This is a genomic window from Polycladidibacter hongkongensis (assembly GCF_001561995.1).
GTDB lineage: Bacteria > Pseudomonadota > Alphaproteobacteria > Rhizobiales > Stappiaceae > Pseudovibrio > Pseudovibrio hongkongensis.
On the sequence record NZ_LLWC01000024.1, the window covers coordinates 1 to 21,788 of the forward strand.

The following is a 21,788-nucleotide window of genomic DNA, read 5'->3' on the forward strand; positions in this document are numbered from 1 at the left end:
AGGTGCACAACGATTTTGCAGGGACGCCGCGCGTTGAGAATAACGGCCCGGGCCGCTACACCATGCAGGATATCGGCGAGCTGGCCTCGCTGCTCTATCGCCAGCTGGATGCGCTGGCTTTGGCGCAATCGCGTCAACGCTTGGCAGACCGCGAGCCACCGGCAAGATACGGCATATTTGCCGATGCGCATGTGGATGACCGGTTTCGTGATGCGGGGGCAGTGCAGACACTGGCCTCCTCTGGCGGCGTCTTGGCGCTGGCACTGACAACAACCGTGCATAATCTGGCGCTGCAAACGGTAGCGACATTGCCCTACGAATTGGAACCAATTGTCGAGCAGCCCCTTAAAAACGACTGCGTGAAAATCAACCGCTTTGCCAATTTCGAGCCCGATCCGGCAGAGATCGAGGTTACCCCTGCCAGCGATTTCTGGGTGGATGTGCGCGAGGAATGGGCCAGCCAGCGCACCCGCACCATTCGCGGCGGCGGCCCGCGCACAGTGAGCAGCGTGGAGCAACTGGGCGCCCGCGAGGAACCTGCCAGCTTCATCCGCGCGCAAACGCTGGCAATTGAGCTCACCCGCATGGCCGCAGGCGAACGGCTGCAAAAACTTGAATTTGACGGCGTGGACATGACGCCCGCAGGCGCGCATGTGGCTGATGAGGACGGCGCTTTGCAGATCGCCCTGCAAATACCGGCGCTCACATTCCCCGTAGGAGAAAAACTGGTGCGGGTAACGGGGATGGCCGGATCATGGGCCGAGGCGAGCTTTACCGCACGCGGGCGCACCTTGGTGCAGATGCGCCGGCGCGTGGTCACACGGTTTGAGCAGTTGCCACGGCGGGTGCGCCGGCGGCGCAATGATCCTCGCGGCCAGATCGTTATCCTGCCAGATCAGGGCCGCCATCTGGGAGCGTTCTGGGCGGAGTTCTGCGCCATTGGCGACAAAACAAAGCCGGTGGTGTGCGAGCTGCGCGCTGTGGGCGGTGATGGCGACGTGCTGGATGAGGTATTGGCGCAAACGCAGGTGGATATGAGCACTGTGAGCACAGGTAACTGGACACAGTTTGTATTTGCCGATCTGCCCTATCTACCGCGTGACCGGCGCTATGCGCTGTGCCTGCTCACCGGCGATAACGAGCACGCCATATCGCGCGCTATTGTGGGCAATGCGGTGGATTTTAACGACCAGATCCGCGTCACCAAAAACGCCTATGCATTGGGGAATGAGGTGGAGAGCTCTACCGGCTCCAGCTGGAACCATTTGCACGATAGTGACTTAAAATTTGCCTTGCATGCGCCGCGCTTTACCCAGCTGGAAACGCGCCTATCACTTGGCGTGGTGGAGCTAACCGCTTGCTCGGACCTGCTCATTCGCGCCGCTGTGGAGCTGCCCGAGGCGGGCTGCGCGGTACATTTTGAGGTGGAGCGCGCCAGCGGTGAACTGCTGGTGCTCGAGGCCGATACGCCGCTGCAGCTGGACGCGTTTTTAGATGAGCATGTGGAGGTGTTTGCGGTGCTCAAAGGCACGGCCACCGCATCGCCAGTGCTCATGCCCGGTGTGCAGCTGGTTGCAAGCCAGCTCGCCAGCAGCGGCCAGTATGTCAGCCGCGCGTTTAAAGTAGGCGGTGCGGATAGTCTGCCCGTGCGCGTGGATGCGCGCCTGCCAGCCGGGGCTACCGCCACCATATCGGTGCGCGATAAATCGGGCGGCTGGGTAGAGCTGGCGCAGGGTAGTGCCGAACCGCTGGACCTGCCGGGCTGGCAGGATGTTCGTTTTAGCGCGGACCTCTCCGGCCAATTGGGGCAAATGAGTGCGGTAAAAATCGAGCTGACAGGCACACCGGCGGCGCGGCCTTACATTGCCGCCACCCGCGCCGCTGCGATTTAGGAAAGATGAGCGATCATGGCAAAAACCGACAATCTCGGCCTCGATCTGATCGATGGCACCACTAAAAACGTTGCCGAGGAATGGAAGAAATTCAACAGCAACAGCCAAAAACTGGATGGCGCGGTGGCGCAGGTAAAATCGGAGCTGACGGGCAAAGCGGCGGCCGACCATGGCCACCAGATCGAGGAGGTGCAGGGGCTGGCGCTGGAACTGGCCAAAAAAGCCCCGGCCAATCACGGCCATAAACTGGACCAGTTGAGCGATGTTGAGGCGCAGGCCGCGCCCATCGGGGCGGTGCTGGTGAAGCGCCCCTCCGGCTGGCAGCCACTGCCCGGCGCGGCAGAGGAAATCGCCAAGGTCAAGGATAAGGCAGATGCAGCCACCACAGCCACCGCTCTCCAGCAGGTAGAGGCAGATGTACAAACCGCGCTAGAGACGAAGGCGGATAAGGCGGAGGTTGCTGGCTTAAAAACCTATGTAGGAATAGAAGAAAAAATCATTACAAAGTCGGGTCCATTCCCACTACCTCAAAACGCTTTCGGTCCGTTGAGTATCGAAGTTGTTGGCGGCGGTGGAACTAGGATCAGTGGAGAACCCTATACCGGCTCTGGCGGGTATTCCAAAAAAATACTGTCTCCAATCCCGATTGGGCTTATTTTGGATTGCGAAGTGGGGCGCTCCTCTCGGCCTACTGGGGGGACAACATCAGTGACGGCGGTTGGCGTGAGTATGCACGCTACGGGTGGCGGCGAGCGCAAGAATCAAGGGTTGGGTGGCGGTGGAGATGTAAACCTTGGCGGCGGTTATGGCAACTTCCCTCCGGGGGAATATATTCAAACCAAACGCGCCGCCGTATGGCTCGTGCATGGCATGGGTGCGTGGGCGGGGGGTGGTGTTGAAGCAAATGGGCAGAACGGTGCAATCCGTCTCAGGTATCTAGTCAATAAGCCGTATAATGATGCAATCACCTTGTGAGGTCACATGACAGCAACCTTCAAAATATTGTCTACGAAAAATGTGATTGTTGGCCGCGCTACCCCTGAGTTTGAAAACTGGCTCACCGGCAAATACGGCGCGGATGGCTGGGAACGGGTTCCAGATCCAGAACCAGAGCCCCCAACCCGCCCCGAGATTATCACCCAGATTAAAGCCGAAGCGCATCGCCGGATTATCGCGTTTTGTCCTGAGTGGAGGCAGCGCAACCTGACAGCTCGCGGCACCGAGTTTGCGCTCAAACTCTCACAGGGCGGCACTCTCACTGCGGCAGAGCTGGCAGAGGTCGAGGCTGGGCAGGCGATCTGGGACCACATCACCGCTATCCGCAATGCATCGGATGTAATCGAGGCCATGGAGCCACTGCCTGATGACATAACCGCCGCTGAGTTGTGGCCTGACTAAACTCAATACACAGACCTTAATAAGGAGAGGCGTAAATGGACAATCAACACCGTAAAATCAAAGGTTATCGTGAGCTTTCTCAAGATGAAATTGACTTGATGAATGAAATCAAGATCAAAGGGAAAGAACTTGGCGAATTGACAGAAAAACTATTCAGCTCAGATGCAATAGATAAGCGTTGGTTGGCGATTGGCACTACGAACCTACAGCAAGGGTTGATGGCGCTAACCCGCTCAGTTGCAAAGCCAGACTTCTTTTAAGATCGGCCTTATGTCTGAAACTAGGAAGGTTTTGAACATAAGGCAGATCTTATACTCAGTTTCGATGATAACCACCACCCGCCCATTGAGGCGGGTTTCTTATTGGAGACACGCACATGAGCAAGCCCGCGATCGGCATGCAATTCTCGTCGCCCAAAGATCAGTCGTTTCCGGTCACCAAGGGCGATCTAAGCAAAGTTCTGGTAATCGATACCAGTGAAGACGCATCAGAAAGCGAATTCAAGCTGGATACGCCGGTTCGTTTTTCATCCTCTGACACTGAGGCAACGGATGCGTTAGGCACAGGGCTCCTAATGAGCCATATGCGCGGAATTCAGGACCAACTAACCGGCCTCAATTCCTCAGCTGATGTCACTGTTGTGCGCACTAAAAAAGACGCCGACGCAGCAAAAACAGCGGCGTCCATCAAGGGAGTTATTGATGGTATTGACCAAATTCCATCAGCTGTAAACGCAACGCCGGGCGTTGTTGTTGCAGGCTCCACGGCCTACCGCGCCGATGACACAACCGCCAGTCCGGTAGTTGCAGCGCTCGAAGCCAACCTTGGGAAAATCCTCGCTGTTGCGCCAGTTGATGTGGACCCGACCACAAAGGAAAAGTCCATATCAGCACGTGAGAAAATGACCTCTGGTCGCGTGTTTCCTATCGGGGTTGCAGCTCGTGTTTATGAGGGTGAGAATATCGTTACCCGCGGCATGGCGGCCCGCGTTGCTGGCCTCATGGTGCGCACCGATAACCAGCATTTCGGCATGCCATTTCAACCAATCTGCAACCGCCCAATTTATGGGTTAGCAGGGCTCAACCGTACAATTCCGTTTAACTTTCTAGATGGGGGCAGCGAAGGACAGCAGATGCTAGAGGCGGACGTCTCGATCATTGCTGAGGGCGAAACTGGCGTTTATGGGTCGGTTGCTGATGGCGGTTACCGCTTTATTGGTACGGACATGGCTGGGGCCGAGGGTCATTGGAAACAGCTCCACCAAGTGCGCGGCACGGACTATATCAAAACCCAGTTGATCAAGATTACCCGCGAGCGCTTGGGGCCAAAAATCAGCCGCGGGCTTGTAGAGGCTTGGTTGCAGGACATCACCTACATGCTGCGTGACTTGAAAGCCGGAGGTTACATTCTAGGCTATACCCCAGCGGAGAAAATGTTCACAGCGGATAAAAACAGCCCTGAAAACATTCGCTTGGGCGAGTTGAATATTGAAGTGGGCCAAGAAGAGGCGAGCAGCTTTAAGCTCGCAAACATCGAGATGCAGCCCTACCGGCCAGCTGTAAAAGCGCTGGTTCAGGACATCATCAACGGGTTGAACACAACCGTCTAATCCCCCTGATTTCAGGAGCATACTACCATGCAACAGCCGCTAAATATCGTGGGTGATATTGACCTGCGCCGCAAAGACGCACCGGAGATTTCCCGTGCCAACATCCTGACCAAGCTGCACATTCCCAGCCCTAAATTCAAAACGGTTAGCCATGCGCCGGGAGGTGGGCGCGGCAGCGTTGATTTTATCATGCCCCGACTGGAGGCTCTTGAGCCTAAGGCAGAGATCAAGGGGGAGGACCCTGATCTGCGCAAAATGTTTGGCGAGCCGACGGCATGGACTTTCGCAGCTTCCATGCGCGTTTTCCCTGAAAACCGCTGGGTCTCCTATCGCGGCGAAATATATGGGGCAATCGCTGAATTTGAAGGCGATGAAATGACCGGGGAGGAGCTGGCGGGCTTTAACCTAGTGTTCAAAGAGGTGTCCCGCCTTGTCGTGCAGCGAGATGATGAAGAGCTGTTTTACTGGGACTATTGGGAGCGTGAGTTGCGCCCCAGCTCAATGGCGCAGGCATCCAAACGCGCCCTTGGTATTTAAACAATTCTGACCAACTTAAGACCCTTAAGGCATTTGCCTTGGGGCTTTTTTATAGGTGCTGCATGACAGAAACAACAGGTGTTACAGTTAAACTTGATTATCCAGTTACCCATGATGGCCGCGAGATTAACGAGCTTTCGTTCCGCCGGATGCGGGCAAAGGATGCTTTAATCGCCGAGGCCGAGACGAGTGAAGTTAAGGCAGGGTATCTGCTCTTTGCTAATCTGGCGGGTGTTGACGTGGCAGTTGTCGAAGAGCTGGACATGGAGGATTTTGTAAAGGTTGGCGAGGCAGTAGCGCCGCTGCTGGGAAAGTCGGGGCTCGATCTCATGAAAGCAAAAGCGGAGGGGTAGCTTGGCGCTGCCTCATTGCGCAGTCCGCAAGGGAACTCAACACACCGATTGATCAGGTGGAGGAGTGGGAGATCGATAAGCTGATATCATACTCCCGCTCCCTGAAAAGCTTGCGGCCTAATCGATAAAACCTGCCGCTTTGGCTGAGCGGCGGGCCTGCATGCAGTGGGCTGCTTTTTGAGAGGCTCCCATGTCGCGGAGATTGTATTTCGTGCCTTCGATCATCATATCTAACGACCCCATGAAGCTCATGTCATCAGCGGGAATCTTGGCCTCAATCCAGCTTTCAATTGCCGCTTGATCAAGCGTTAGGTCACAAATGTCCTCCGAGGCAATAAGCCCTCCCAGTTCTGTCGCAAGCTGCATTGATACCAGATCGTTAAATGCAAATGCAGGAGCAGAGAGTAAGCCGCCTGCAACTGCTATTACCGCTAGATGCCTCATTGCACGACCTCCTCGGTAATGACTTTCTTGCCTCTGGTAAAAAGTACAAAGAGACCAAGGATAATATCGCCGAGAACCCAAAAGGTCAGCAGCATTCCGCTGCCAATTGTGCCGCCAATGGCAAGGCCTGCCGACTCAGCGTCGCTCTGAATGGATGAACTCATCTCTCCTAATTCCGCCCAGTAGGCGACAAGCCATATTAGCATTAAGGCATTGAAGATTATGAAAAGCCACTTGAATATTTGACCAAAAAATCCCCGCTGCCGCTTTTCTATTCTAACTGTCCTCGTCATTCGCAATACCTCGTTTAAGTAAATGCAGATTGAATTCTTCTGAATTCATGTAGAAACGAACGAAAGAAGTTAATCATGTCTGTTCTTACGTCACAACTTGTTTTGTCTCTCGTAGATAACGCAACGAAACCTGCGCGAGCTGCCGCGAATAACATTGTGTGGCTGAAGGAAAAGGTTCGCGATACGTCAAGGCAGATGGGGCATATGCGCGGGGCGATGCTAGAGGCTGCAGGTACTGGCTATTTGCTTGCTCAAGCGATTTCGCAGCCCATTCAGGCGGCGACAGAGTTTGAGAGCGCAATGTCGGATGTGAAAAAGGTTGTCGATTTCGACACGCCTGACGGCTTTACAGTTCTTTCTCGCGAGATCCGCGATTTGGCGCTAGATATTCCGATGGCGGCCACTGAAATCGCATCGCTTGTCGCAGCAGCAGGGCAGGCAGGTATGGCAGGCGGCGAGTTAACTCAATTTGCCGAGATGGCTGCAAAGGTTGGTGTCGCTTTTGATATTTCCGCAGAGCAAACCGGGGAGTCTCTTGCCAAAATCAAAACAGCGCTGGGTCTTTCTATTGAAGAAACCCAGCTGCTTGCAGATGCCATGAACCATCTATCTAATAGCAGCGCCTCATCTGCACCAGATATTTTGAATTTTATGCGCCGCGTTGGTTCAATTGGGCTACAATACGGGTTCACCGCTGAGCAAACGGCAGCCATCGGATCGGCGATGATAGCGGCAGGGGCAGAGGCAGAGGTGGCTGCAACGAGTTTCAGGAACGTGGGCAAAGCGCTTGCGCGCGGTGAAAGCGCCACGAAATCACAGCGGGAAGCCTTTGCAAAACTTGGCCTTGATGCAACCAAGGTTAGCAAGTCATTGCAAAAGGACGCTGTCGGCACACTCAAGGCAATAATTACGCGCATTCGGCAACTGCCCAAGGAAATGCAAGCGGCGACACTCACGGATCTTTTTGGCGATGAAGCGCGCGCTATTGCGCCTCTCATTGAAAATTCGGAGCTCCTTGAGCAGGCGCTAGGGGCTGTTGGTGATCAGACCAATTATGCAGGCTCAGCTCAGGAGGAGTACAACGAGCGGGCAAAAACAACTGCAAACGCTATTCAGCTGTTTAAAAACAACATGAACGAACTTGCAATATCACTCGGGAGAGCGCTGCTTCCAGCTCTAAACGACATTATGGCTGCGATTATTCCGTTCGTGCAGGCGTTGTCGGAGTTCGCTTCAAATCACCCAGAAATAACAGCTGCTGCTGTTGCGATCGCAGGCAGCCTCGTTGCGCTTCGCGTTGTGACGATTGCATCCCGCTTTGCGTTTCTAAACCTAAAAACTGCTGTGTTTCAGTGCGCTTGGTTTGTCGGCAGGGCAACAGCGGTGATCCGGACAGCGCTTGTCGGGCTGCGCGCTGCGCTGGTTGGCAGCTGGCTGATGGGAGCGGTATCCGGGGGCGGGTTCTTCGGCGCGTTGACCGCTGCTGCCTCAGGGGCTGCGGCTGTGATGTCGTGGGTCGCCGGGGCTGTCGGTGCCGCAGTTGCCGCTATATCTGCTCCCATTGTGGCACTTGTCGCGGCGATCGTGGCTGCAGTCGCTGCAATAGCGCTTGTGATCTACAACTACTGGGAGCCGATCAGTAACTTTGTCTCAGGGTTTGTAGGGGCCATAGCAGATGCTTTGAGCACCTTGTTTGAGACTTTAGGCAGCTGGTTCGCTAGCCTCGCCTCAATGCTCGGCGAATGGGCAACGCAGCGGCTGATTGATATTGCGGGGCTGCTGGGCATTGATCCGGAAACTGTTCGCGCCGCTTTAGGTATGGCCTACAATCTCATCCAGAGCAGCCTCAACAATATCGTAGATTTTGTTCTTTCGATCCCGCAGCGCGTGGGCTCGTGGATCTCTGACATTTTTACAATGAATGATTATTCGGACGCTGCTGAGCAAGGCTTCCGCAACGCGGGTCGGCGCGCTGGTGAGGCGTTGGTGAACGCGATCAAGGAGGCGTTCTGGGGGTTGATTGAATGGTTCAAAAATCTGCCAGATCTGATTATTGATGCAATCGGCTCTATTGACATGAGCAACCTGATCAAATGGCCGGATTTATCTTTTTTGGGTATAGGGACACCTTCTGTAAAAGTCGACGGTGCCCGTGCTGCGGGCGGGCATATCGCAGGCGGGAAAACCTATCTGGTAGGTGAATACGGCCCTGAACTGGTTACGCCTGGCGCCTCTGGATATGTCCACACAGCAGGCGAGACCGCGGCGATGCTTTCGGGCGGGCAGGGTGCGGCGCAAGCGGTCGCCGTTAATTTTGGCGATATTCATATCAGCGGGGTTGAGGATGCCGAGGGCGTAATGGCGCAGCTCATGGATCGAATTGGCGATGCAATGAACGGCCTACAGGCCGACCTTGAACCGGCATAGGGAGGATTGGCTTTGCTCTACATGATCGGGGCTGTGATGGTTGATACATTCCCATTTTCAGCGGATAAAGCCGTACTCACAGGGACTGCAAGCATTGCACGTAAAAGCGTTATCGGGGGCATTCGGCCGGGTGAGTTTACCGGCGATGAAGGGCGCAAGCTCAGCATCTCAGGCACAATCCTGCCCTCTAAAATCGGCGGCCTGACGGAGCTAAACTGGCTCAACTCCATGCGGGCGAATGGTGATGTCGTGCCGGTTACGCGCGGCGATGGGGTTGTGCTTGGGCTGTACGCAATCAAAAGCGTAACGGAAACGCATAAGCACTTGCTCGATGACGGTGTGGGATTTGAGGTCGAGCATCAGATTGTGCTTGATGAAATGCCGCCAGAATTACCCACTCCCAAGCAGCTCATAGGCCAGCTGCTTTCCCTGTTTGATTTGAGGTGATTGGAATGCGTACAATCAAAATTGCAGGCGACAATCTCACTCTGGATCTGCTGCTTGCGCGGGAGTTCGGGGAAGGAGGGGCAGGGCTGCTCAATGCAGCACTCTGGCTTAATCGCGGGGTTGCAGCGGGGGTGCTACTAGAGCAGGGATCCTTGATTGCCTTGCCTGATTTACCTGCTCAAGCAGAGCGGCCCAAGCGAAAAACAATCGACTTATTCGGGTGATTAGCAATGTCAGGTTGGAAAGTGGACTGGCGCGTTGAAATCGAGGGTGAGGACATATCGCAGGACCTGCGGCCTTATCTCATGAGCATCTCTGCAACTGATAAAGTGGGGCTGACATCTGATCGTTGCTCGCTGGTATTGGATGATACGGATGGGCAGATAAAACTGCCTAGCGCTGGCAGCAAGCTCACGGTGTATCTCGAGAACTACAAAGTATTCGAAGGCGTAACAGAGCGGCCAAAATCAACCGGCTCGCGCGGTGGAGGGATGAAGCTCACCGTCAAGGCCAAGGGGACAGATGATGCAAGCAAGATCAAGCAGCCGTTGACACAGCACAAGGACGGTGGCTCGCTTGAAGACTTCTTGCAGGGCCTAGGCAAAACAACAGGCGTCGAGATCGTCGTAGACAAGGCGCTTGGAGGGATAACGCGAAACTACTGGGGGGTGGCGGGTGTAAGCCTGCTGCAGGCTGGCCAACAGCTCGCCAAGGAGCATAGCGGCATCTTTAAAGTGCGGGGCAAAAAGGCAATCCTCAAGGCAAAAGGTACAGATGATAAGTTACCAGAGGTGGTCTGCGAGCGCGGTAAGAACCTGATCAGCTGGAGTGTTGAGCCTCGTGACTTGAGGCGTGTGTTTGCAGGCGGTAAAGCGCGGCACTTTGATCGCAAAACAGCCAAAGTCAAAGAAGTGAAGCGCCCATGGAAGCAGGCCGAGATCGATGGAGGACTGTCAAGCGGGGACGAGCGGGTAGATAATGCTTTGCGCGCAATGGCAGCAGATGAAAGCACCGCAGAAAAAAGCATCGATGCCGCCGAAAGCCGGGGCAGGCGTGAGGGCGGCACTGGCACAGTGACAATAAACCTCGAACCCGCAGCGCAGGCAGAGGCCCCTTGCAGGCTCAAGGGGCTGCGTTCTGGCATTGATGGGCTTTACCGAATTGAAAGCCGCACGCACAAGGCCTCACGAGGGGCAGGGGCAACCACAACGCTAAAGATCAAGGATCCTCAAGGCGGGGCCGGAGAGCGTTAGTTTTTGCTAGTTTATCCGCACGTTATAGCGTGCTGATAGAATTACTTTGGCAGAAAAAGGGGAGGCGGTATTGCAGGATTGCTCTTGCAAATGCAACCAAACACTTTATATCTTTCATATGTAAATGCAAGATTTGTGACTGTTTTATTGGAATGGGGAGGTCGAAATGGTTCGCCAAGATAAACGCGATAACCACGTAGACAATAAAGATAATAAGGAACGTGTAATTAGTGGAGCGGTTTTAAAGGCTGCTGAAAAATTAGGTTTAACCGATACTCAACTTGCTAAGGTATTAAAAATAAGCCCCTCCAAGCTCTCTCGTGGGCGAAAAAGTGGTGCATTCGTGAAGGAGAGCGGAGCCGAGTATGACCTTGCTCTTCAAGTCATCAGAATTTTTCGTGCACTAGATGCGCTTTCTGGCGAAGACTCTGTCTATGTTCAGAAATGGATGACAAACAAGAACCTTACTCTTAATGGGCGTCCAATTGACTTGGTTCAGGATATCGGTAGCCTTGTAAGAGTTGCTGATTACTTGGATTCGAGAAGAGCTATTGTCTAGGAAAAACTTACTTCTTTGTGAGCCTTATCCCTATGAGAAAAGAGTGTGCTGGCGTCTTGTCGAGGCGCAGCACATCAATAGTTGTCGAAAAATTACCGAAAGCACTGAAGACTATGATCTGCTCGAAAGTGAACTGGAAAAGATCAAGCCGCCTGTAAGTGAAGAATTTCAAAATAAACACTTTTTGTTTTTTACACCAACTCGATACAAGCCATATCCAGCTTCGCGGTTTCGAGTATCAGACTCTGATCATGCTGTTTATTACGCAAGTGAAGATGTAAAAACTGCAGTCTACGAATGTTTGTTCTACAAACTAAAAACTTTTGCGGCTTCTCCAGATAGCGGGCTACCTGCGAACTGGATCAATAAGTCAGCGATAAAAACGCCAGTTAAAGCCTGTAGGCATTTAGACCTCACGAAATCGCCGTATGTTGAGCTTTCCAATCAATGGACTGATCGAAAAGACTACAGCTGCTGCATCGGTCTAGCCGATGAGGCATACAAAAATGATGTTGAGCTTATTCGCTATCAGTCAGTTCGGGACCCTGAAAAAGGTGCGAATTTAGCGATAATGCGAGCAAGTGCCTTTCTGGAAAGAGAGCCGAATGTTGCCGGGAGCTGGAAGGTTCTTTTTAATAAAACCAATATCAGCCTTGTTTGCGAAAACCCGGTGCAGCGCTTTGACATATCTTTGGATGCCTTTGATTATGACGAAGACATCCGTAAGTTTGTCAGATCGCTAAGAGGCGATGTATTCGGCGAAGTTTTACGTGAGGATGCGTAGAGACCACCCACAACCCTAGACGCTCTAGCCTTTGCCTTGCGGCCATTCAGGCGGGCGAAACCCTGACAGGAACCAGCCCATAGCCCGCACCATTGTTGCATGGGGCTTGGATGATGATTTCTTCTCTGCCGGTATCTCCGAGCGCTGAACGGTGATCAGGCTAACGCCCAGAACCTTTGCTAGCTCGGACTGGGTGAGCCCGAGCTGTTTACGCGCTGCCTTGAATTCCTCAGGTGCCATTAGACCCAGCCAAAGTTTACGGCCATCAGGCCAAGGATTACGAGGGATAGGGCAATAGAGAGGTAAGTCAGTTTATCTTGCTTTGACATTTCTGTGCTCCTATATTGAAGAAAGGAGTGCAACCCCCTCGGCCAAGGGGGCTGCGTCGCTCACCTTACCAGTGGTGCAGGATGTTTATAATAAACAGCCCGACTTACACCAGTTGGAGAGCGATAGAGACGATTTGCAAGTTCATCTCTTTCTCCTTTCGTATGTGGCGGGGATGGCCTATCCATCCCCCCTCACCACACTTATTTTTATACTACGCAATGTAGTATTTTCCAACCTTAGTTTCAGAAAATTCCGCTGTTTTTCGCCGTTCTGTGAGAAATCACGAGCGGTTTTTTTGTGTTGGTAACCCTGTCAAAACCAAATCAGGAAAATCAATCATGGCAAATCGTTTATCGAGCCGTGGTGCGCGGTTTATTGCGCGCCACGAGGGCATTGTGACGACCGCGTACCGCTGCTCTGCCGGGGTGATGACCATCGGCTGCGGCTTTACCGAGCGCAGTCGCATATTCAAAAGTTGGTGGCGGGCCAAGCACGGCCGCCCGTTGCGGCTGGGGGACAAAATCAATCGTGGTGATTGCCACATGCTGCTGAAAAAGATGTGTGATGAGGAATACGGGGCGGCGGTGAGCCGTATGCTGCCCAAGCTGCGCGGCTATGAGCACGACGCCTGCACCTCTGTCACGTTTAATCTGGGCACGGGCGCGCTCAAGTGGCGGTGGGCGCAGCCGCTAAAATCTGGCGGGGTGAAACAGGCCGCGCAAATTCTGCGAGGGGGCTACAATCGGGCGGGCGGTCGTGTGCTGCCGGGGCTGACTGCGCGGCGTGAAAGCGAGGCGCGCCTGCTCGTATCAGGTGATTATGGTCTTGATGCCCCTGCGCCGCTCCCAGCTAAAGCCCCGGCGTTCCCAACCGCCAAAAAACAACTGGCGGCGCTTGGCTATGGTGGTGCGCATTTTGCCCGTGAGCTCAAGCGGTTTCAGAAAGCCAATCCGCCGCTGGTGGCAGATGGCATATGGGGACCTGCCTCGGCAGCAGCTGTGCGGCGCAAGCTGGAGCGCAAACGGGCCGCGCAAAGCGGTGGCGGGCTGGCAATCATCGGGGCGGCAGCTGTTGGCGGCGGTGGGCTTGATCCGGCCTCGCTCGCGATCGGGCTGGCCTGCGCTGGGGTCCTGTTTGGTCTCTACCAGTTCCGCGGCAAGATTTTAAAGCGCAGGCGCGCGTAAGCGCAAACCTTACATCTCCCAAACAAAGGTTCATGGAGGCACGAATGTCACTTCTAAAAGGTTGGCGCACGCGACTTGCGGCGCTGTCACTGTTTTTGCTCGGGCTATTGGAGGCGGTAGATCCGCATCTGTTGGTGACGTTGCTGGGCGAAGAGGCCCGCTCAGGGGTGCTGTTGTTCTACGCGGTTGCATTTTATGGCCTGCGGCAGATCACCAGCACACCCGCAGGCCGCAGCGGGGAGCCGCCGCGATGACTTGGTTCCTCTCTAAAATTATGGGAGCGTTGGGGGGCGGTTTGTTTGACCGCCTTTTTCAATCCATCGATCACGCGGGCCTGCAGGAAACCGAACGCCAACGCCTGCGGGCGCGGGTGATCGAGGCGCAGGTTGAGGCGGATGCTGCAACGCGGATGCGAGCCATGCAAAACAAATGGTTTTGGCGGGCGTGGTCATTGTTTGCCCTGCCTCTGGGGCTGTGGTGGGCGCTGGTTCTCATCGATACGGCTCTCGATCTGCCCATTGTGGTGCACGATTTGCCAGACTCAGTGCGGCCATGGGCCGATACGATTTTTTATGGGCTGTTTGGGGCAGGCGCAGGCCTGCGTACGGCTGAAACCATAGCGAGCGCCATCACGCGGCGGCGCTAACTAACTGGAGCAAACATGAGCGACCCAATTCAGGCCCTGCTGGGTCTCAAAATTATGCATCTGATCGCCGGGCTCTGTGGTGGGCTCGTCCGGGTGATCGTGCATCCGCGGGCCAGCCTCGCCAACACCATCGGCGCAACGGTGGTGGGCGCGCTGGTGGCGGGCTATCTAACCCCTGTGGTCGCGCCCGTGCTGGAGCGCTGGCTCGGCCCGACTGATGCAGGCGTGGAGGGCGCCACCGGCTTTATGCTGGGCATGTGCGGGCTGGCGCTGAGTGAAGGGCTGATCAAACTCGCCCGCCGCTGGCGTGATGATCCTGGCGTGCCAAAATTTCCTAAATAGAGAGAGGTGCCCATGGCGACGCCACCCGTACCAGATGAGCAGCTGAGACAAGCTGCACAGGCGCTTTCTACTTTTCCTACAAAAGCGGCGGCGGCTGAGGCACTCGGTCTGCCAATTGGGACATTTAATAATCGCATTCGCAGAGCCGCCGAGCGTGGGTTTGTTGAGTTTACCGCGCAACCTCCTGATGGGTTTGCGGTCCGCTCAGTCTCGTTACAATGCGATGCGCAGGGACAGGTAAAAAGCAAATCGGTAAAGCTCGCAAAAGAGGCAGGCGAGCGCCTCGAAATTCCTGCGGGGCAGGCGGTGAGGGGTGTTTCCGTGCTCACCGATGAGGAGGGACGAGAGGTCGCCCGCTGGACTAAAACCAGCCGTGAGGAGGCGGGGCAGCTCGAAGCGCTCAGGGCTGCATTTGCAGCCATGTCAGAGACAATAGAGCGCGTCCCCTCATTACCTGCGCCAAGCACGCTAGATAGCTCACTGACAACAGCTTATATCGTCACTGATTTCCACCTTGGCCTTCTCGCATGGGGTGAGGAAACAGGGGGTGAGGATTGGGATATTCAAAAGGCCGAGCAAACTTTTCAGGGCTTTTTTGAACTCGCGGTAAATCGAGCGCCAAATTCGAAAAACGCGGTCATCGCAATTAACGGAGATCAGTTTCATTGGGATGGCATGGACGCGGTAACCCCTACGAGCAGGCATCTGCTGGACGCCGACACCCGCTTCCCTAAACTGGTGCGGGTTGGGATTCGCTCTATCCGGCGCGCGATTGATCTTGCGCTCTTAAAACATGAACAGGTCAGCGTTTACTGGGTGACAGGGAATCACGATATCAGCAGCTCAATTATGATGCGGGAATGGCTTGCAATTCTCTATGAGCTAGAGCCGCGCGTCTGGATCGACACCACTCCATCGCTTTACCACTGCCACGAAGCAGGGCAAGTCGCGCTGTTTTTCCATCACGGACACAAGCGCAATATGACCAATGTTGCCGAGACGTGGGTTGCTAAGTTCCGTGAAATTTACGGGCGAACGACACACCACTATGGGCACCTAGGACACCTGCATCATAAAGAAGTGCGGGCAAAAGAGAGCGGGTTGATGGTAATAGAGCAACACCAGACCCTCGCGCCATCGGACGCGCACGCAGCGCAGGGCGGTTATATTTCCAAGCGCGCGGCGCAGGTCATTACCTATGATCACGCGCTTGGTGAGGTTGGGCGCCTAACAATCTCACCAGAGATGATAAAGCGGGCAGCTTAGAGCCAGTACTCGGGTTCGAGCTCTTCAAGTTCGGAGCCAAACAATAAAATTCTCTCAAGTTCCTCAGGTGTCAGGTTGATTAAAAGCTCTATTGTTTCATCATCATTGCAAATTATTCTTGCGCGAACAGCGATGTAGTCAATCAAAACCTGAAACATTATTATTCCTAACGCATAGTCATTGAACAAATTACATGAACAATTTTGCGATATGGACAGCGCAAAACAATGGCAACAGTCTCAAAATGCCCTAGGGTTCGCTACTTTAGTATTATTGCATGTATGTGGAGGAGTGTGGATGGGCCGCGCACTATGCCGCGATAGCGTTCACGCTCCATTTTGGCCCACTCAGGGTCAGACTGGTAATGCGGGGTTTTTTGAGAAATTTGTTAGGGGTTGGATGTTAAAACGCTAATGATTTCAAAAGGCGAAATGGGCCGATTTTGCCCCTAACAAGTCCAAGAAACCGCAGAAAACAGCCATTGCTCTAATCCCTCCGTGTCCGCCATCCTCTTTCAAATTCAATAGTTTATGTTTGCCCGAGATAGATACGGTGTTTGGTCTCTACTCGTTTTCGAGTATGCGGGCTTGACTTTGCATTTATCGTCTTTGTCGCAGGTGATGAAACGGAACGCGAGTTCTGTGCCGCCAAGGGGCAGGGTGTAGATGTATTTTCTATCAGGCTGACCAGTTACTTTTTCCAGTTCATGCAGAATTTTATCATCTTGGCGCGTGAAGTTAGCAAAGGTGAATTCGTGGCAACGGGTAACTTTGTCAGTGTAATGTTTTAGGTAGCGACCGGCGTTGTAGTGGGTGAATTTTTCAGGGCCAAGTAGGCGCTCGTTGGTGCCGACCAGTGGCTTGCAGCGACCTTTGCCTGTTTGAAAAACATAGTCTTCACTTTGGTGCTGATGTAAATCTTTTAGGAACATGCCAAAGTCGGCAAGTGTGCCGTTACGAGTGATCAGCTCCTCGTTAAAATAGGCATCTTGCAGGCTTATCAAACCATCGGAGAGCTGAACCAGAGTGACGACATGTGTTGCTTGTACCTCTGGAATGCCAACGTCAATAATTCCGGCTTCAAATCCAAAGAGCTTGTAGAGATCCGCAAGGAAAAGTCCGGTCCCACCGCACCAATAGCCAAGTCCTTGATCGATCGCCATATAGCTGACTTCAAAAGGGGGATGATGATAGATCTGGTAGCCGACTTCCTCCTCAAACAAACACTGTGAATCTGCCCGATTTATGTTTGCGTAGGCCCATTCGCGTATCTTACGAATGCGGCTGCGCTCAGAGTCTGCAGGGGCTATATCTGCTTCTACGGTAATGGCGCGCTGCAGCCAGAATTGCCCGGCGTCCGTGAGCCGTACTTGCTCTTGCGTGAGTTGTTGGTAACGTAGTTTAGCTTGTTTCGCGCTATGACGATGTACATGGTGGGTGATGATTATGCTTGCCGCAATTAGAAAAACAGCGACAATCCAAGAATAAATGAGTGAACGGCGCATCGTGTTTCCTCAATGGGTTCGATGCGCCGATTTTACCTGCTGGAGCTGTGCGAAACAGCCTTCAAATACCGTGGACTTAGTTAGCGAAGATGTGCAGCTTGTCCGTTGGTAACGAGAGGGTCACCTCCGCGTTGCTAGCAAGATCTTGCAGGGTATTATCGGTTGCTGTGATGGTGTTCTTGCCGAATTTCACCTTGAGGTGGTTTTGTGCGCCGGTGGGCTCCACATGGTCCAGACGTCCGGTGATGTTGATCGCGCCCGCTGCTGCCTCGCCTAGATGAAGATGTTCGGGACGCATGCCGATGATAACCCTGCCCGAAGCACTTTGGGGCGCCGTTTGGGGGCAAGGCAAGGTTACGCCGCCGTCCAGTTCGATTTGAATGGTATCGCCGGACTGGGTGAGTTTGCCCTCTAGCAGGTTCATGCTTGGAGAGCCGATAAACCCAGCGACGAACGGGTTGGCGGGTTTGGTGTATAGTTCTTTCGGAGTGCCGACTTGCTGGATGATGCCCTCGTTTAAAATAACGATGCGATCTGCCAAGGTCATGGCCTCGATTTGATCGTGGGTGACGTAGATTGAGGTGGTGCGGACTTTGGCGTGGAGGCGCTTGATTTCCTCGCGCATTTGCACACGCAGCTTGGCATCCAGATTGGAGAGAGGCTCGTCGAACAAAAACAGGCTCGGATTGCGCACTAGAGCGCGGCCCATGGCGACGCGCTGACGCTGGCCGCCGGATAGTTGCGAGGGCTTGCGGGTGAGCAACTCTGTCAGATCAAGAATGGCGGCAGTGTCGGCGACCCGTTGATTTATTTCTGCCTTGGGTACGCCGGAAATGCGCAGGTTGAAGCCGATGTTTTCGGCCACATTCATGTGCGGGTAGAGGGCGTAGGACTGAAAAACCATGGCCACGTTGCGCTCGCGCGGGGTGAGATCGTTGACCACATGCTGGCCAAGAACGACGTCACCGGAGGTGGGCTCGTCAAGGCCGGAGATGAGGCGGAGCAAGGTGCTTTTGCCACAGCCTGAGGGGCCAACCAGCGCTATGAATTCGCCCTCGCTTACATGAATATCGATGTTTTTCAGCACCTCTGTTGCTCCAAAGGATTTGCTGATGCCAAGAAGATCGAGTGAAGACATGAAAATGGATCCTTCTGGTTCGGCCTTAGCCTTTGACAGCACCCGCGGTCAGGCCTGCCATCATTTGACGGGAGAAAAAGAGGAAGGCGATCAGCAGCGGCAACATGGAAAGGAAGGTACCGAGCATAACTGCGCCCCACGGCGTGTTGGCAAAGGATTGCACCGAACGCAGTGCAAGGGTGAGGACGTATTTATCTGGTGAGGACAGGACGATGAGCGGCGAGAGGAAATTGTTCCAAAGGCCAATGAACATGACAATGCCAACAGTGGCCATCGCCGGTTTGATAAGCGGCATGACCACGGACCAGAAAATACGAAAGTGCGAACAGCCATCGATTTTTGCGGCGTCCAGCAGCTCCTTAGAGATAGAGGAGACCATGTATTGGCGTACAAGGAAGATGCCAAACGCGTTGGCCACGCCGGGAAACCAGATGGCAAAGTGGGTATCAAGCAGGCCGAGGAATTTTACCGTTAGAAAGAACGGGATCAACATCAAGACCGGCGGTACCATCATGGAGGCTACCATGAGGCCGAAGACGATGTTTTTGCCGCGAAACTCGAAGGCAAAGAAGCCGTAGGCGCACAGGGAGCAGAAGAACACCGCCCCGATTGTACCCAAGGTGGCAACGGTGAGGGAGTTCCACAGCACCAGCCAGAAGGGCATGATTTCTAAAAGGCGCTGGTAGTTGTTGAGAATGTCATCGCCAAAATAAAAGGGAGGCGGCGCGGAGAAGATTTCCGCCCGTGTGTGCGAGCCCATCATGGCGACCCAGACAAAGGGGAAAATCGTTATCAGCACGCTGACAATCAAGAAGCCGTATTTGGCGGTGGCGGTTGCGCTGAGGGAAAGGGATTTTGTCGACATTAGCGGTTGCCCTCCATGCCTTTGCGGCCATTGAAATAAAAGTGGATCGAGGTAGCAATGGCGATGATGAGGAACAGTATCCAAGAGATAGCGGCGGCGGCGCCCATTTCCAGCCATTCCCAGCCCACCAGATAGAGGTAGTAGGAGGTGGTCAGCCCTGCTTGGCCCACACCGCCGGTGTCGCCTGAGGTGAGGATGAACGGCTCTTCAAAGAGTTGCAGATTGCCGATGATGGTAAGGGTCATGGCGAAGAAGATGAAGGGGCGGATCATCGGCAGGGCCACGTGCCAGAATTGTTGCAGGCGGTTACAGCCATCCACTTTGGCAGCATCGTATACATCTTGGGGCACGGTGACGAAGCCAGCGGAATAGATGACGATGTTGAAGCCGGTGTATTTCCAGATGACCACCGCGGCAATGGCGGGTTTGATCAGGTCTGACTTGGTGAGCCATTTGATGGGCATCACGTCTGGTACCCACGCGAACAGGGCGCCAATGAGCGGAAGTTTGGAGGCGCCCAGCAGCATTTGGTTTAAAATGCCGGTGTTGGCCGAGTAGATAGAGTAGAAGATCAGCGCCACGGCGACAGTGGAGGTAATGAAGGGGATGAACATGGTGGCGGTGAGCACATGGCGCAAGCTGGAGCGCACGGCGTAGACCAAGAGATAGGCAACTGGTACGGCGATTAGGTGTTGCGGTACACCGGAGACAATGGCCAGCCAAAAGGTGTTATAGAGCGACTTCCAAAGCCAAGGGTCGTCATAGGCCTCCACATAGTTTTGCACGCCGACATAGTTCATGCCGGAAAGACCGGTTACTGGGTTCCACTCTTGAAAGGAGAGGTAAACAGAGAAGGTTAGGGGGAAGAGCGTAAACAGGCAGAAAATAATGATAAAGGGGCTGATAAATAGCCACGGCTGAAGAGAGTTAAACAGTCGGCGTCCGCGTTTTTTGGGGGGGCGGATGAAATGGGTTTCAGGCAGCGGGGGATGACTGGTCTCAGCGCTGCGGGGAGCAGGGGATAGGGCCTGATCACTCATGAGTGGTTCCTGATGCTTGGTGTACGGCAGGGCAATTCCTTGATGCCTTGTGCCATGGCACTGGAGAACTGAAAGGCTGCTGTTTGTAAAAAAGAAAAAGAAGCTGCGCACGTTGCGAGAGCCAATAGGGACAGGGCAATCGGGTTGCCCTGCCATTGCTTTTAAACTCTGCTGAGTTTGGGTATTGATCGCCCGCGAAGCTTTGGAGTTGCCAAGCCCCGCGGAGCTTGCCTATTTCACGCGGCGCTTGATGAGACGCTCTGCTTCCTTCAGGGCCTGTTCGACAGGCTTGCCTTCGTTTAGCACCTCGCGCAGGACCCCGTTCAGCACCACATCTTCGGCGATGAGATCGCCTTTCATTGGTGCAACGGCAGGCACGCGCTGGGCCACATGGGCGAAGAGCTGACGACCTTGCTGCCCTGCTAGGAAATCGATCGGCTCATCAAAGGCGCTGTCGGTGTAGGTTTGGGTCAGCACAGGGAAGGCACCAATGTTTTTCAAGCCAGCTATCTGCGCGCGCGGATCGGCACTCATAAACTTGATGAATTCCCAAGCTTCCTTTTTGTTCTTCGCCTGTTTTGGAATGGCGAGGAAAGAGCCGCCCCAAGAACCGTAGATACCATTTGGCAGGTTGGAGACGCCCCAAAGGCCGGCGGTGTCTGGTGCCATCCAGTTTTGCAAGTGCCCCAGTAGCCATGCGCCAGAGAGCTGGGTGGCGACACTGCCGGATTTAAAGGCATCATACCATTCGTTGGTCCATGAGCCGATTTCGGCGTCCAAGCCTTCATCGCGGATGGTTTTGGCCAGATTGAAGGCGGTGACAAAGCGCTGCGACGTGATGAGCGAGTTGCCGTCCTTATCGAAGTAGAAGCCCTCGCCTTCTTTAACTGTCGTGCGGATGATAAGCCCCGCCACATCCGCGGCATCGGCGATCAGGTAGATGTTGCGCTTTTTCAGCTCGCGGCCATAGGCAATGTAGCTGTCCCAATCCTTGATGACACTGTCGATGTCGGTGCCAACGGCTTTGAGTGCATCGCGGCGGTAGTACATAACGCCCGGCCCGATGTCGACTGGAATACCGTATTGATTGCCATCGGCGCCTTTGCCTTGTGCCCATGCATAGCCGACAAACTGGTCTGCAAGGGCGTCGGCGCCGTAGTCCGCACCGGAGAGATTTTCAAAGCCACCGGAATTGATGAAGGTGCCAATAAAGCCCACATCCACAATCGCGATATCACCGGCACCGGAACCGGTGGCAAGGTTGGTGGTGAGGCGCTTGTGGTGATCGCCGTGGTTGTTCATCTGGTAGGTGATGTTGGCGTCAGCATGGTCTTCTTGATAGACCGGAATGATTTTGTCCAAATGCGAGTTGAAATCGGGGAAACCGTCAAGGCGGATGTCCCCTGCTTGAGCTGAAAATGCCATTAGTGACGCGGCAATCCCAAGTGCCAATGTCTTACGCATATAAACCTCCCTA

At 54.2% G+C, this 21,788-nt stretch carries 27 protein-coding genes; 18 read left to right on the forward strand and 9 right to left on the reverse strand.

The window, feature by feature from the left end:
* From AYK82_RS11495 to AYK82_RS11525, 7 genes are all read left to right on the forward strand, one after another.
* Nucleotides 1-1,892: DUF4815 domain-containing protein (locus AYK82_RS11495; RefSeq protein ID WP_156453335.1), on the forward strand; the 1,892-nt coding region annotated here is incomplete at its 5' end.
* A gap of 15 nt (nt 1,893-1,907) precedes the next feature.
* Nucleotides 1,908-2,867 (forward strand): hypothetical protein, encoded by a 960-nt coding sequence (locus tag AYK82_RS11500; protein WP_068315770.1) that lies wholly within the window; start codon nt 1,908-1,910, stop codon nt 2,865-2,867.
* A gap of 6 nt (nt 2,868-2,873) precedes the next feature.
* Nucleotides 2,874-3,290 (forward strand): hypothetical protein, encoded by a 417-nt coding sequence (locus tag AYK82_RS11505; RefSeq protein WP_068315773.1) that lies wholly within the window; start codon nt 2,874-2,876, stop codon nt 3,288-3,290.
* Between the two features lie 35 nt (nt 3,291-3,325).
* Nucleotides 3,326-3,550 carry an Acb2/Tad1 domain-containing protein gene (locus AYK82_RS11510; RefSeq protein WP_068315775.1) on the forward strand — a complete coding sequence of 75 codons (225 nt, stop codon included), beginning with the start codon at nt 3,326-3,328 and terminating at the stop codon, nt 3,548-3,550.
* A 116-nt stretch (nt 3,551-3,666) separates the two neighbouring features.
* Nucleotides 3,667-4,899, forward strand: coding sequence for a phage tail sheath protein (locus AYK82_RS11515; protein WP_068315778.1), 1,233 nt, complete (start codon nt 3,667-3,669; stop codon nt 4,897-4,899).
* A 27-nt stretch (nt 4,900-4,926) separates the two neighbouring features.
* Complete coding sequence (locus AYK82_RS11520) at nt 4,927-5,436, forward strand: phage major tail tube protein (protein ID WP_068315781.1); 510 nt, start codon at nt 4,927-4,929, stop codon at nt 5,434-5,436.
* 62 nt (nt 5,437-5,498) lie between these two features.
* Nucleotides 5,499-5,789: a phage tail assembly protein gene (locus AYK82_RS11525; RefSeq protein WP_068315783.1), complete on the forward strand. Its 291-nt coding sequence runs from the start codon at nt 5,499-5,501 to the stop codon at nt 5,787-5,789.
* A 117-nt stretch (nt 5,790-5,906) separates the two neighbouring features.
* Here AYK82_RS11525 and AYK82_RS11530 read toward each other — a convergent pair whose 3' ends face one another.
* Both AYK82_RS11530 and AYK82_RS17995 read right to left on the reverse strand, forming a co-directional pair.
* Nucleotides 5,907-6,233 (reverse strand): hypothetical protein, encoded by a 327-nt coding sequence (locus AYK82_RS11530; protein ID WP_068315785.1) that lies wholly within the window; start codon nt 6,231-6,233, stop codon nt 5,907-5,909.
* Nucleotides 6,230-6,397: a hypothetical protein gene (locus tag AYK82_RS17995; protein ID WP_156453336.1), complete on the reverse strand. Its 168-nt coding sequence runs from the start codon at nt 6,395-6,397 to the stop codon at nt 6,230-6,232. The genes AYK82_RS11530 and AYK82_RS17995 overlap by 4 nt, the downstream gene beginning before the upstream one ends.
* A 204-nt stretch (nt 6,398-6,601) precedes the next feature.
* On the opposite strand from AYK82_RS17995, the gene AYK82_RS11540 reads away from it, so the two are divergent.
* From AYK82_RS11540 to AYK82_RS11565, 6 genes are all read left to right on the forward strand, one after another.
* Entirely contained in the window at nt 6,602-8,953 is a 2,352-nt protein-coding gene (locus tag AYK82_RS11540; RefSeq protein ID WP_068315791.1) for a phage tail tape measure protein, read from the forward strand.
* A gap of 21 nt (nt 8,954-8,974) precedes the next feature.
* Nucleotides 8,975-9,400 (forward strand): phage tail protein, encoded by a 426-nt coding sequence (locus AYK82_RS11545; protein ID WP_068315794.1) that lies wholly within the window; start codon nt 8,975-8,977, stop codon nt 9,398-9,400.
* Nucleotides 9,401-9,405: 5 nt separating this feature from the next.
* Nucleotides 9,406-9,624 (forward strand): tail protein X, encoded by a 219-nt coding sequence (locus AYK82_RS11550; protein ID WP_068315797.1) that lies wholly within the window; start codon nt 9,406-9,408, stop codon nt 9,622-9,624.
* A gap of 6 nt (nt 9,625-9,630) precedes the next feature.
* On the forward strand, nt 9,631-10,653 hold the full coding sequence (locus AYK82_RS11555; protein ID WP_068315799.1) for a phage late control D family protein: 1,023 nt from the start codon (nt 9,631-9,633) through the stop codon (nt 10,651-10,653).
* Nucleotides 10,654-10,819: 166 nt separating this feature from the next.
* A complete protein-coding gene (locus tag AYK82_RS11560; protein ID WP_068315802.1) occupies nt 10,820-11,212 on the forward strand; it encodes an MbcA/ParS/Xre antitoxin family protein in 393 nt (130 codons plus the stop codon).
* A gap of 43 nt (nt 11,213-11,255) precedes the next feature.
* Nucleotides 11,256-11,996 (forward strand): RES family NAD+ phosphorylase, encoded by a 741-nt coding sequence (locus AYK82_RS11565; RefSeq protein ID WP_068315805.1) that lies wholly within the window; start codon nt 11,256-11,258, stop codon nt 11,994-11,996.
* A gap of 24 nt (nt 11,997-12,020) precedes the next feature.
* Here AYK82_RS11565 and AYK82_RS11570 read toward each other — a convergent pair whose 3' ends face one another.
* Nucleotides 12,021-12,236, reverse strand: a complete 216-nt coding sequence (locus AYK82_RS11570; RefSeq protein ID WP_068315807.1) for a helix-turn-helix domain-containing protein — start codon at nt 12,234-12,236, stop codon at nt 12,021-12,023.
* 428 nt (nt 12,237-12,664) lie between these two features.
* Here AYK82_RS11570 and AYK82_RS11575 point away from each other — a divergent pair, with 428 nt between their 5' ends.
* The 5 genes from AYK82_RS11575 to AYK82_RS11595 are packed head-to-tail and all read left to right on the forward strand — an operon-like array spanning nt 12,665 to nt 15,764.
* The gene (locus tag AYK82_RS11575) at nt 12,665-13,510 is read left to right on the forward strand and encodes a lysozyme (protein WP_068315816.1); all 846 of its coding nucleotides are present in this window, start codon (nt 12,665-12,667) and stop codon (nt 13,508-13,510) included.
* Between the two features lie 44 nt (nt 13,511-13,554).
* A complete protein-coding gene (locus AYK82_RS11580) occupies nt 13,555-13,764 on the forward strand; it encodes a hypothetical protein (RefSeq protein ID WP_068315819.1) in 210 nt (69 codons plus the stop codon).
* Nucleotides 13,761-14,156 (forward strand): hypothetical protein, encoded by a 396-nt coding sequence (locus AYK82_RS11585; protein ID WP_068315822.1) that lies wholly within the window; start codon nt 13,761-13,763, stop codon nt 14,154-14,156. Before AYK82_RS11580 ends, AYK82_RS11585 begins: the two co-directional genes overlap by 4 nt.
* A gap of 15 nt (nt 14,157-14,171) precedes the next feature.
* Nucleotides 14,172-14,498: a hypothetical protein gene (locus AYK82_RS11590; protein WP_068315825.1), complete on the forward strand. Its 327-nt coding sequence runs from the start codon at nt 14,172-14,174 to the stop codon at nt 14,496-14,498.
* 12 nt (nt 14,499-14,510) lie between these two features.
* Nucleotides 14,511-15,764: a metallophosphoesterase gene (locus AYK82_RS11595; RefSeq protein ID WP_068315828.1), complete on the forward strand. Its 1,254-nt coding sequence runs from the start codon at nt 14,511-14,513 to the stop codon at nt 15,762-15,764.
* On the opposite strand, the gene AYK82_RS18000 is transcribed toward AYK82_RS11595, so the two are convergent.
* From AYK82_RS18000 to AYK82_RS11620, 6 genes are all read right to left on the reverse strand, one after another.
* Nucleotides 15,761-15,922: a hypothetical protein gene (locus AYK82_RS18000; RefSeq protein WP_156453338.1), complete on the reverse strand. Its 162-nt coding sequence runs from the start codon at nt 15,920-15,922 to the stop codon at nt 15,761-15,763. The two genes, AYK82_RS11595 and AYK82_RS18000, sit on opposite strands and share 4 nt — an antisense overlap.
* A gap of 362 nt (nt 15,923-16,284) precedes the next feature.
* Complete coding sequence (locus AYK82_RS11600) at nt 16,285-17,268, reverse strand: hypothetical protein (protein WP_068315830.1); 984 nt, start codon at nt 17,266-17,268, stop codon at nt 16,285-16,287.
* 76 nt (nt 17,269-17,344) lie between these two features.
* A complete protein-coding gene (locus tag AYK82_RS11605; RefSeq protein ID WP_068316437.1) occupies nt 17,345-18,406 on the reverse strand; it encodes an ABC transporter ATP-binding protein in 1,062 nt (353 codons plus the stop codon).
* 25 nt (nt 18,407-18,431) lie between these two features.
* Entirely contained in the window at nt 18,432-19,271 is an 840-nt protein-coding gene (locus AYK82_RS11610) for a carbohydrate ABC transporter permease (protein WP_068315833.1), read from the reverse strand.
* Nucleotides 19,271-20,311: a carbohydrate ABC transporter permease gene (locus AYK82_RS11615; protein ID WP_082733912.1), complete on the reverse strand. Its 1,041-nt coding sequence runs from the start codon at nt 20,309-20,311 to the stop codon at nt 19,271-19,273. The genes AYK82_RS11610 and AYK82_RS11615 overlap by 1 nt, the downstream gene beginning before the upstream one ends.
* A gap of 231 nt (nt 20,312-20,542) precedes the next feature.
* Entirely contained in the window at nt 20,543-21,775 is a 1,233-nt protein-coding gene (locus tag AYK82_RS11620) for an extracellular solute-binding protein (RefSeq protein WP_068315837.1), read from the reverse strand.
* Between the last annotated feature and the right edge of the window lie 13 nt (nt 21,776-21,788).

Coding starts and splice junctions, on each gene's coding strand:
- AYK82_RS11530 (WP_068315785.1), bottom strand. CDS start 6,233: ATGAGGCATCTAGCGGTAATAGCAGTTGCAGGCGGCTTACTCTCTGCT.
- AYK82_RS18000 (WP_156453338.1), bottom strand. CDS start 15,922: ATGTTTCAGGTTTTGATTGACTACATCGCTGTTCGCGCAAGAATAATT.
- AYK82_RS11555 (WP_068315799.1), top strand. CDS start 9,631: ATGTCAGGTTGGAAAGTGGACTGGCGCGTTGAAATCGAGGGTGAGGAC.
- AYK82_RS11605 (WP_068316437.1), bottom strand. CDS start 18,406: ATGTCTTCACTCGATCTTCTTGGCATCAGCAAATCCTTTGGAGCAACA.
- AYK82_RS11545 (WP_068315794.1), top strand. CDS start 8,975: ATGATCGGGGCTGTGATGGTTGATACATTCCCATTTTCAGCGGATAAA.
- AYK82_RS11610 (WP_068315833.1), bottom strand. CDS start 19,271: ATGTCGACAAAATCCCTTTCCCTCAGCGCAACCGCCACCGCCAAATAC.
- AYK82_RS11615 (WP_082733912.1), bottom strand. CDS start 20,311: ATGAGTGATCAGGCCCTATCCCCTGCTCCCCGCAGCGCTGAGACCAGT.
- AYK82_RS11560 (WP_068315802.1), top strand. CDS start 10,820: ATGGTTCGCCAAGATAAACGCGATAACCACGTAGACAATAAAGATAAT.
- AYK82_RS17995 (WP_156453336.1), bottom strand. CDS start 6,397: ATGAGTTCATCCATTCAGAGCGACGCTGAGTCGGCAGGCCTTGCCATT.
- AYK82_RS11540 (WP_068315791.1), top strand. CDS start 6,602: ATGTCTGTTCTTACGTCACAACTTGTTTTGTCTCTCGTAGATAACGCA.
- AYK82_RS11575 (WP_068315816.1), top strand. CDS start 12,665: ATGGCAAATCGTTTATCGAGCCGTGGTGCGCGGTTTATTGCGCGCCAC.
- AYK82_RS11600 (WP_068315830.1), bottom strand. CDS start 17,268: ATGCGCCGTTCACTCATTTATTCTTGGATTGTCGCTGTTTTTCTAATT.
- AYK82_RS11580 (WP_068315819.1), top strand. CDS start 13,555: ATGTCACTTCTAAAAGGTTGGCGCACGCGACTTGCGGCGCTGTCACTG.
- AYK82_RS11620 (WP_068315837.1), bottom strand. CDS start 21,775: ATGCGTAAGACATTGGCACTTGGGATTGCCGCGTCACTAATGGCATTT.
- AYK82_RS11520 (WP_068315781.1), top strand. CDS start 4,927: ATGCAACAGCCGCTAAATATCGTGGGTGATATTGACCTGCGCCGCAAA.
- AYK82_RS11505 (WP_068315773.1), top strand. CDS start 2,874: ATGACAGCAACCTTCAAAATATTGTCTACGAAAAATGTGATTGTTGGC.
- AYK82_RS11595 (WP_068315828.1), top strand. CDS start 14,511: ATGGCGACGCCACCCGTACCAGATGAGCAGCTGAGACAAGCTGCACAG.
- AYK82_RS11585 (WP_068315822.1), top strand. CDS start 13,761: ATGACTTGGTTCCTCTCTAAAATTATGGGAGCGTTGGGGGGCGGTTTG.
- AYK82_RS11525 (WP_068315783.1), top strand. CDS start 5,499: ATGACAGAAACAACAGGTGTTACAGTTAAACTTGATTATCCAGTTACC.
- AYK82_RS11590 (WP_068315825.1), top strand. CDS start 14,172: ATGAGCGACCCAATTCAGGCCCTGCTGGGTCTCAAAATTATGCATCTG.
- AYK82_RS11500 (WP_068315770.1), top strand. CDS start 1,908: ATGGCAAAAACCGACAATCTCGGCCTCGATCTGATCGATGGCACCACT.
- AYK82_RS11510 (WP_068315775.1), top strand. CDS start 3,326: ATGGACAATCAACACCGTAAAATCAAAGGTTATCGTGAGCTTTCTCAA.
- AYK82_RS11515 (WP_068315778.1), top strand. CDS start 3,667: ATGAGCAAGCCCGCGATCGGCATGCAATTCTCGTCGCCCAAAGATCAG.
- AYK82_RS11570 (WP_068315807.1), bottom strand. CDS start 12,236: ATGGCACCTGAGGAATTCAAGGCAGCGCGTAAACAGCTCGGGCTCACC.
- AYK82_RS11550 (WP_068315797.1), top strand. CDS start 9,406: ATGCGTACAATCAAAATTGCAGGCGACAATCTCACTCTGGATCTGCTG.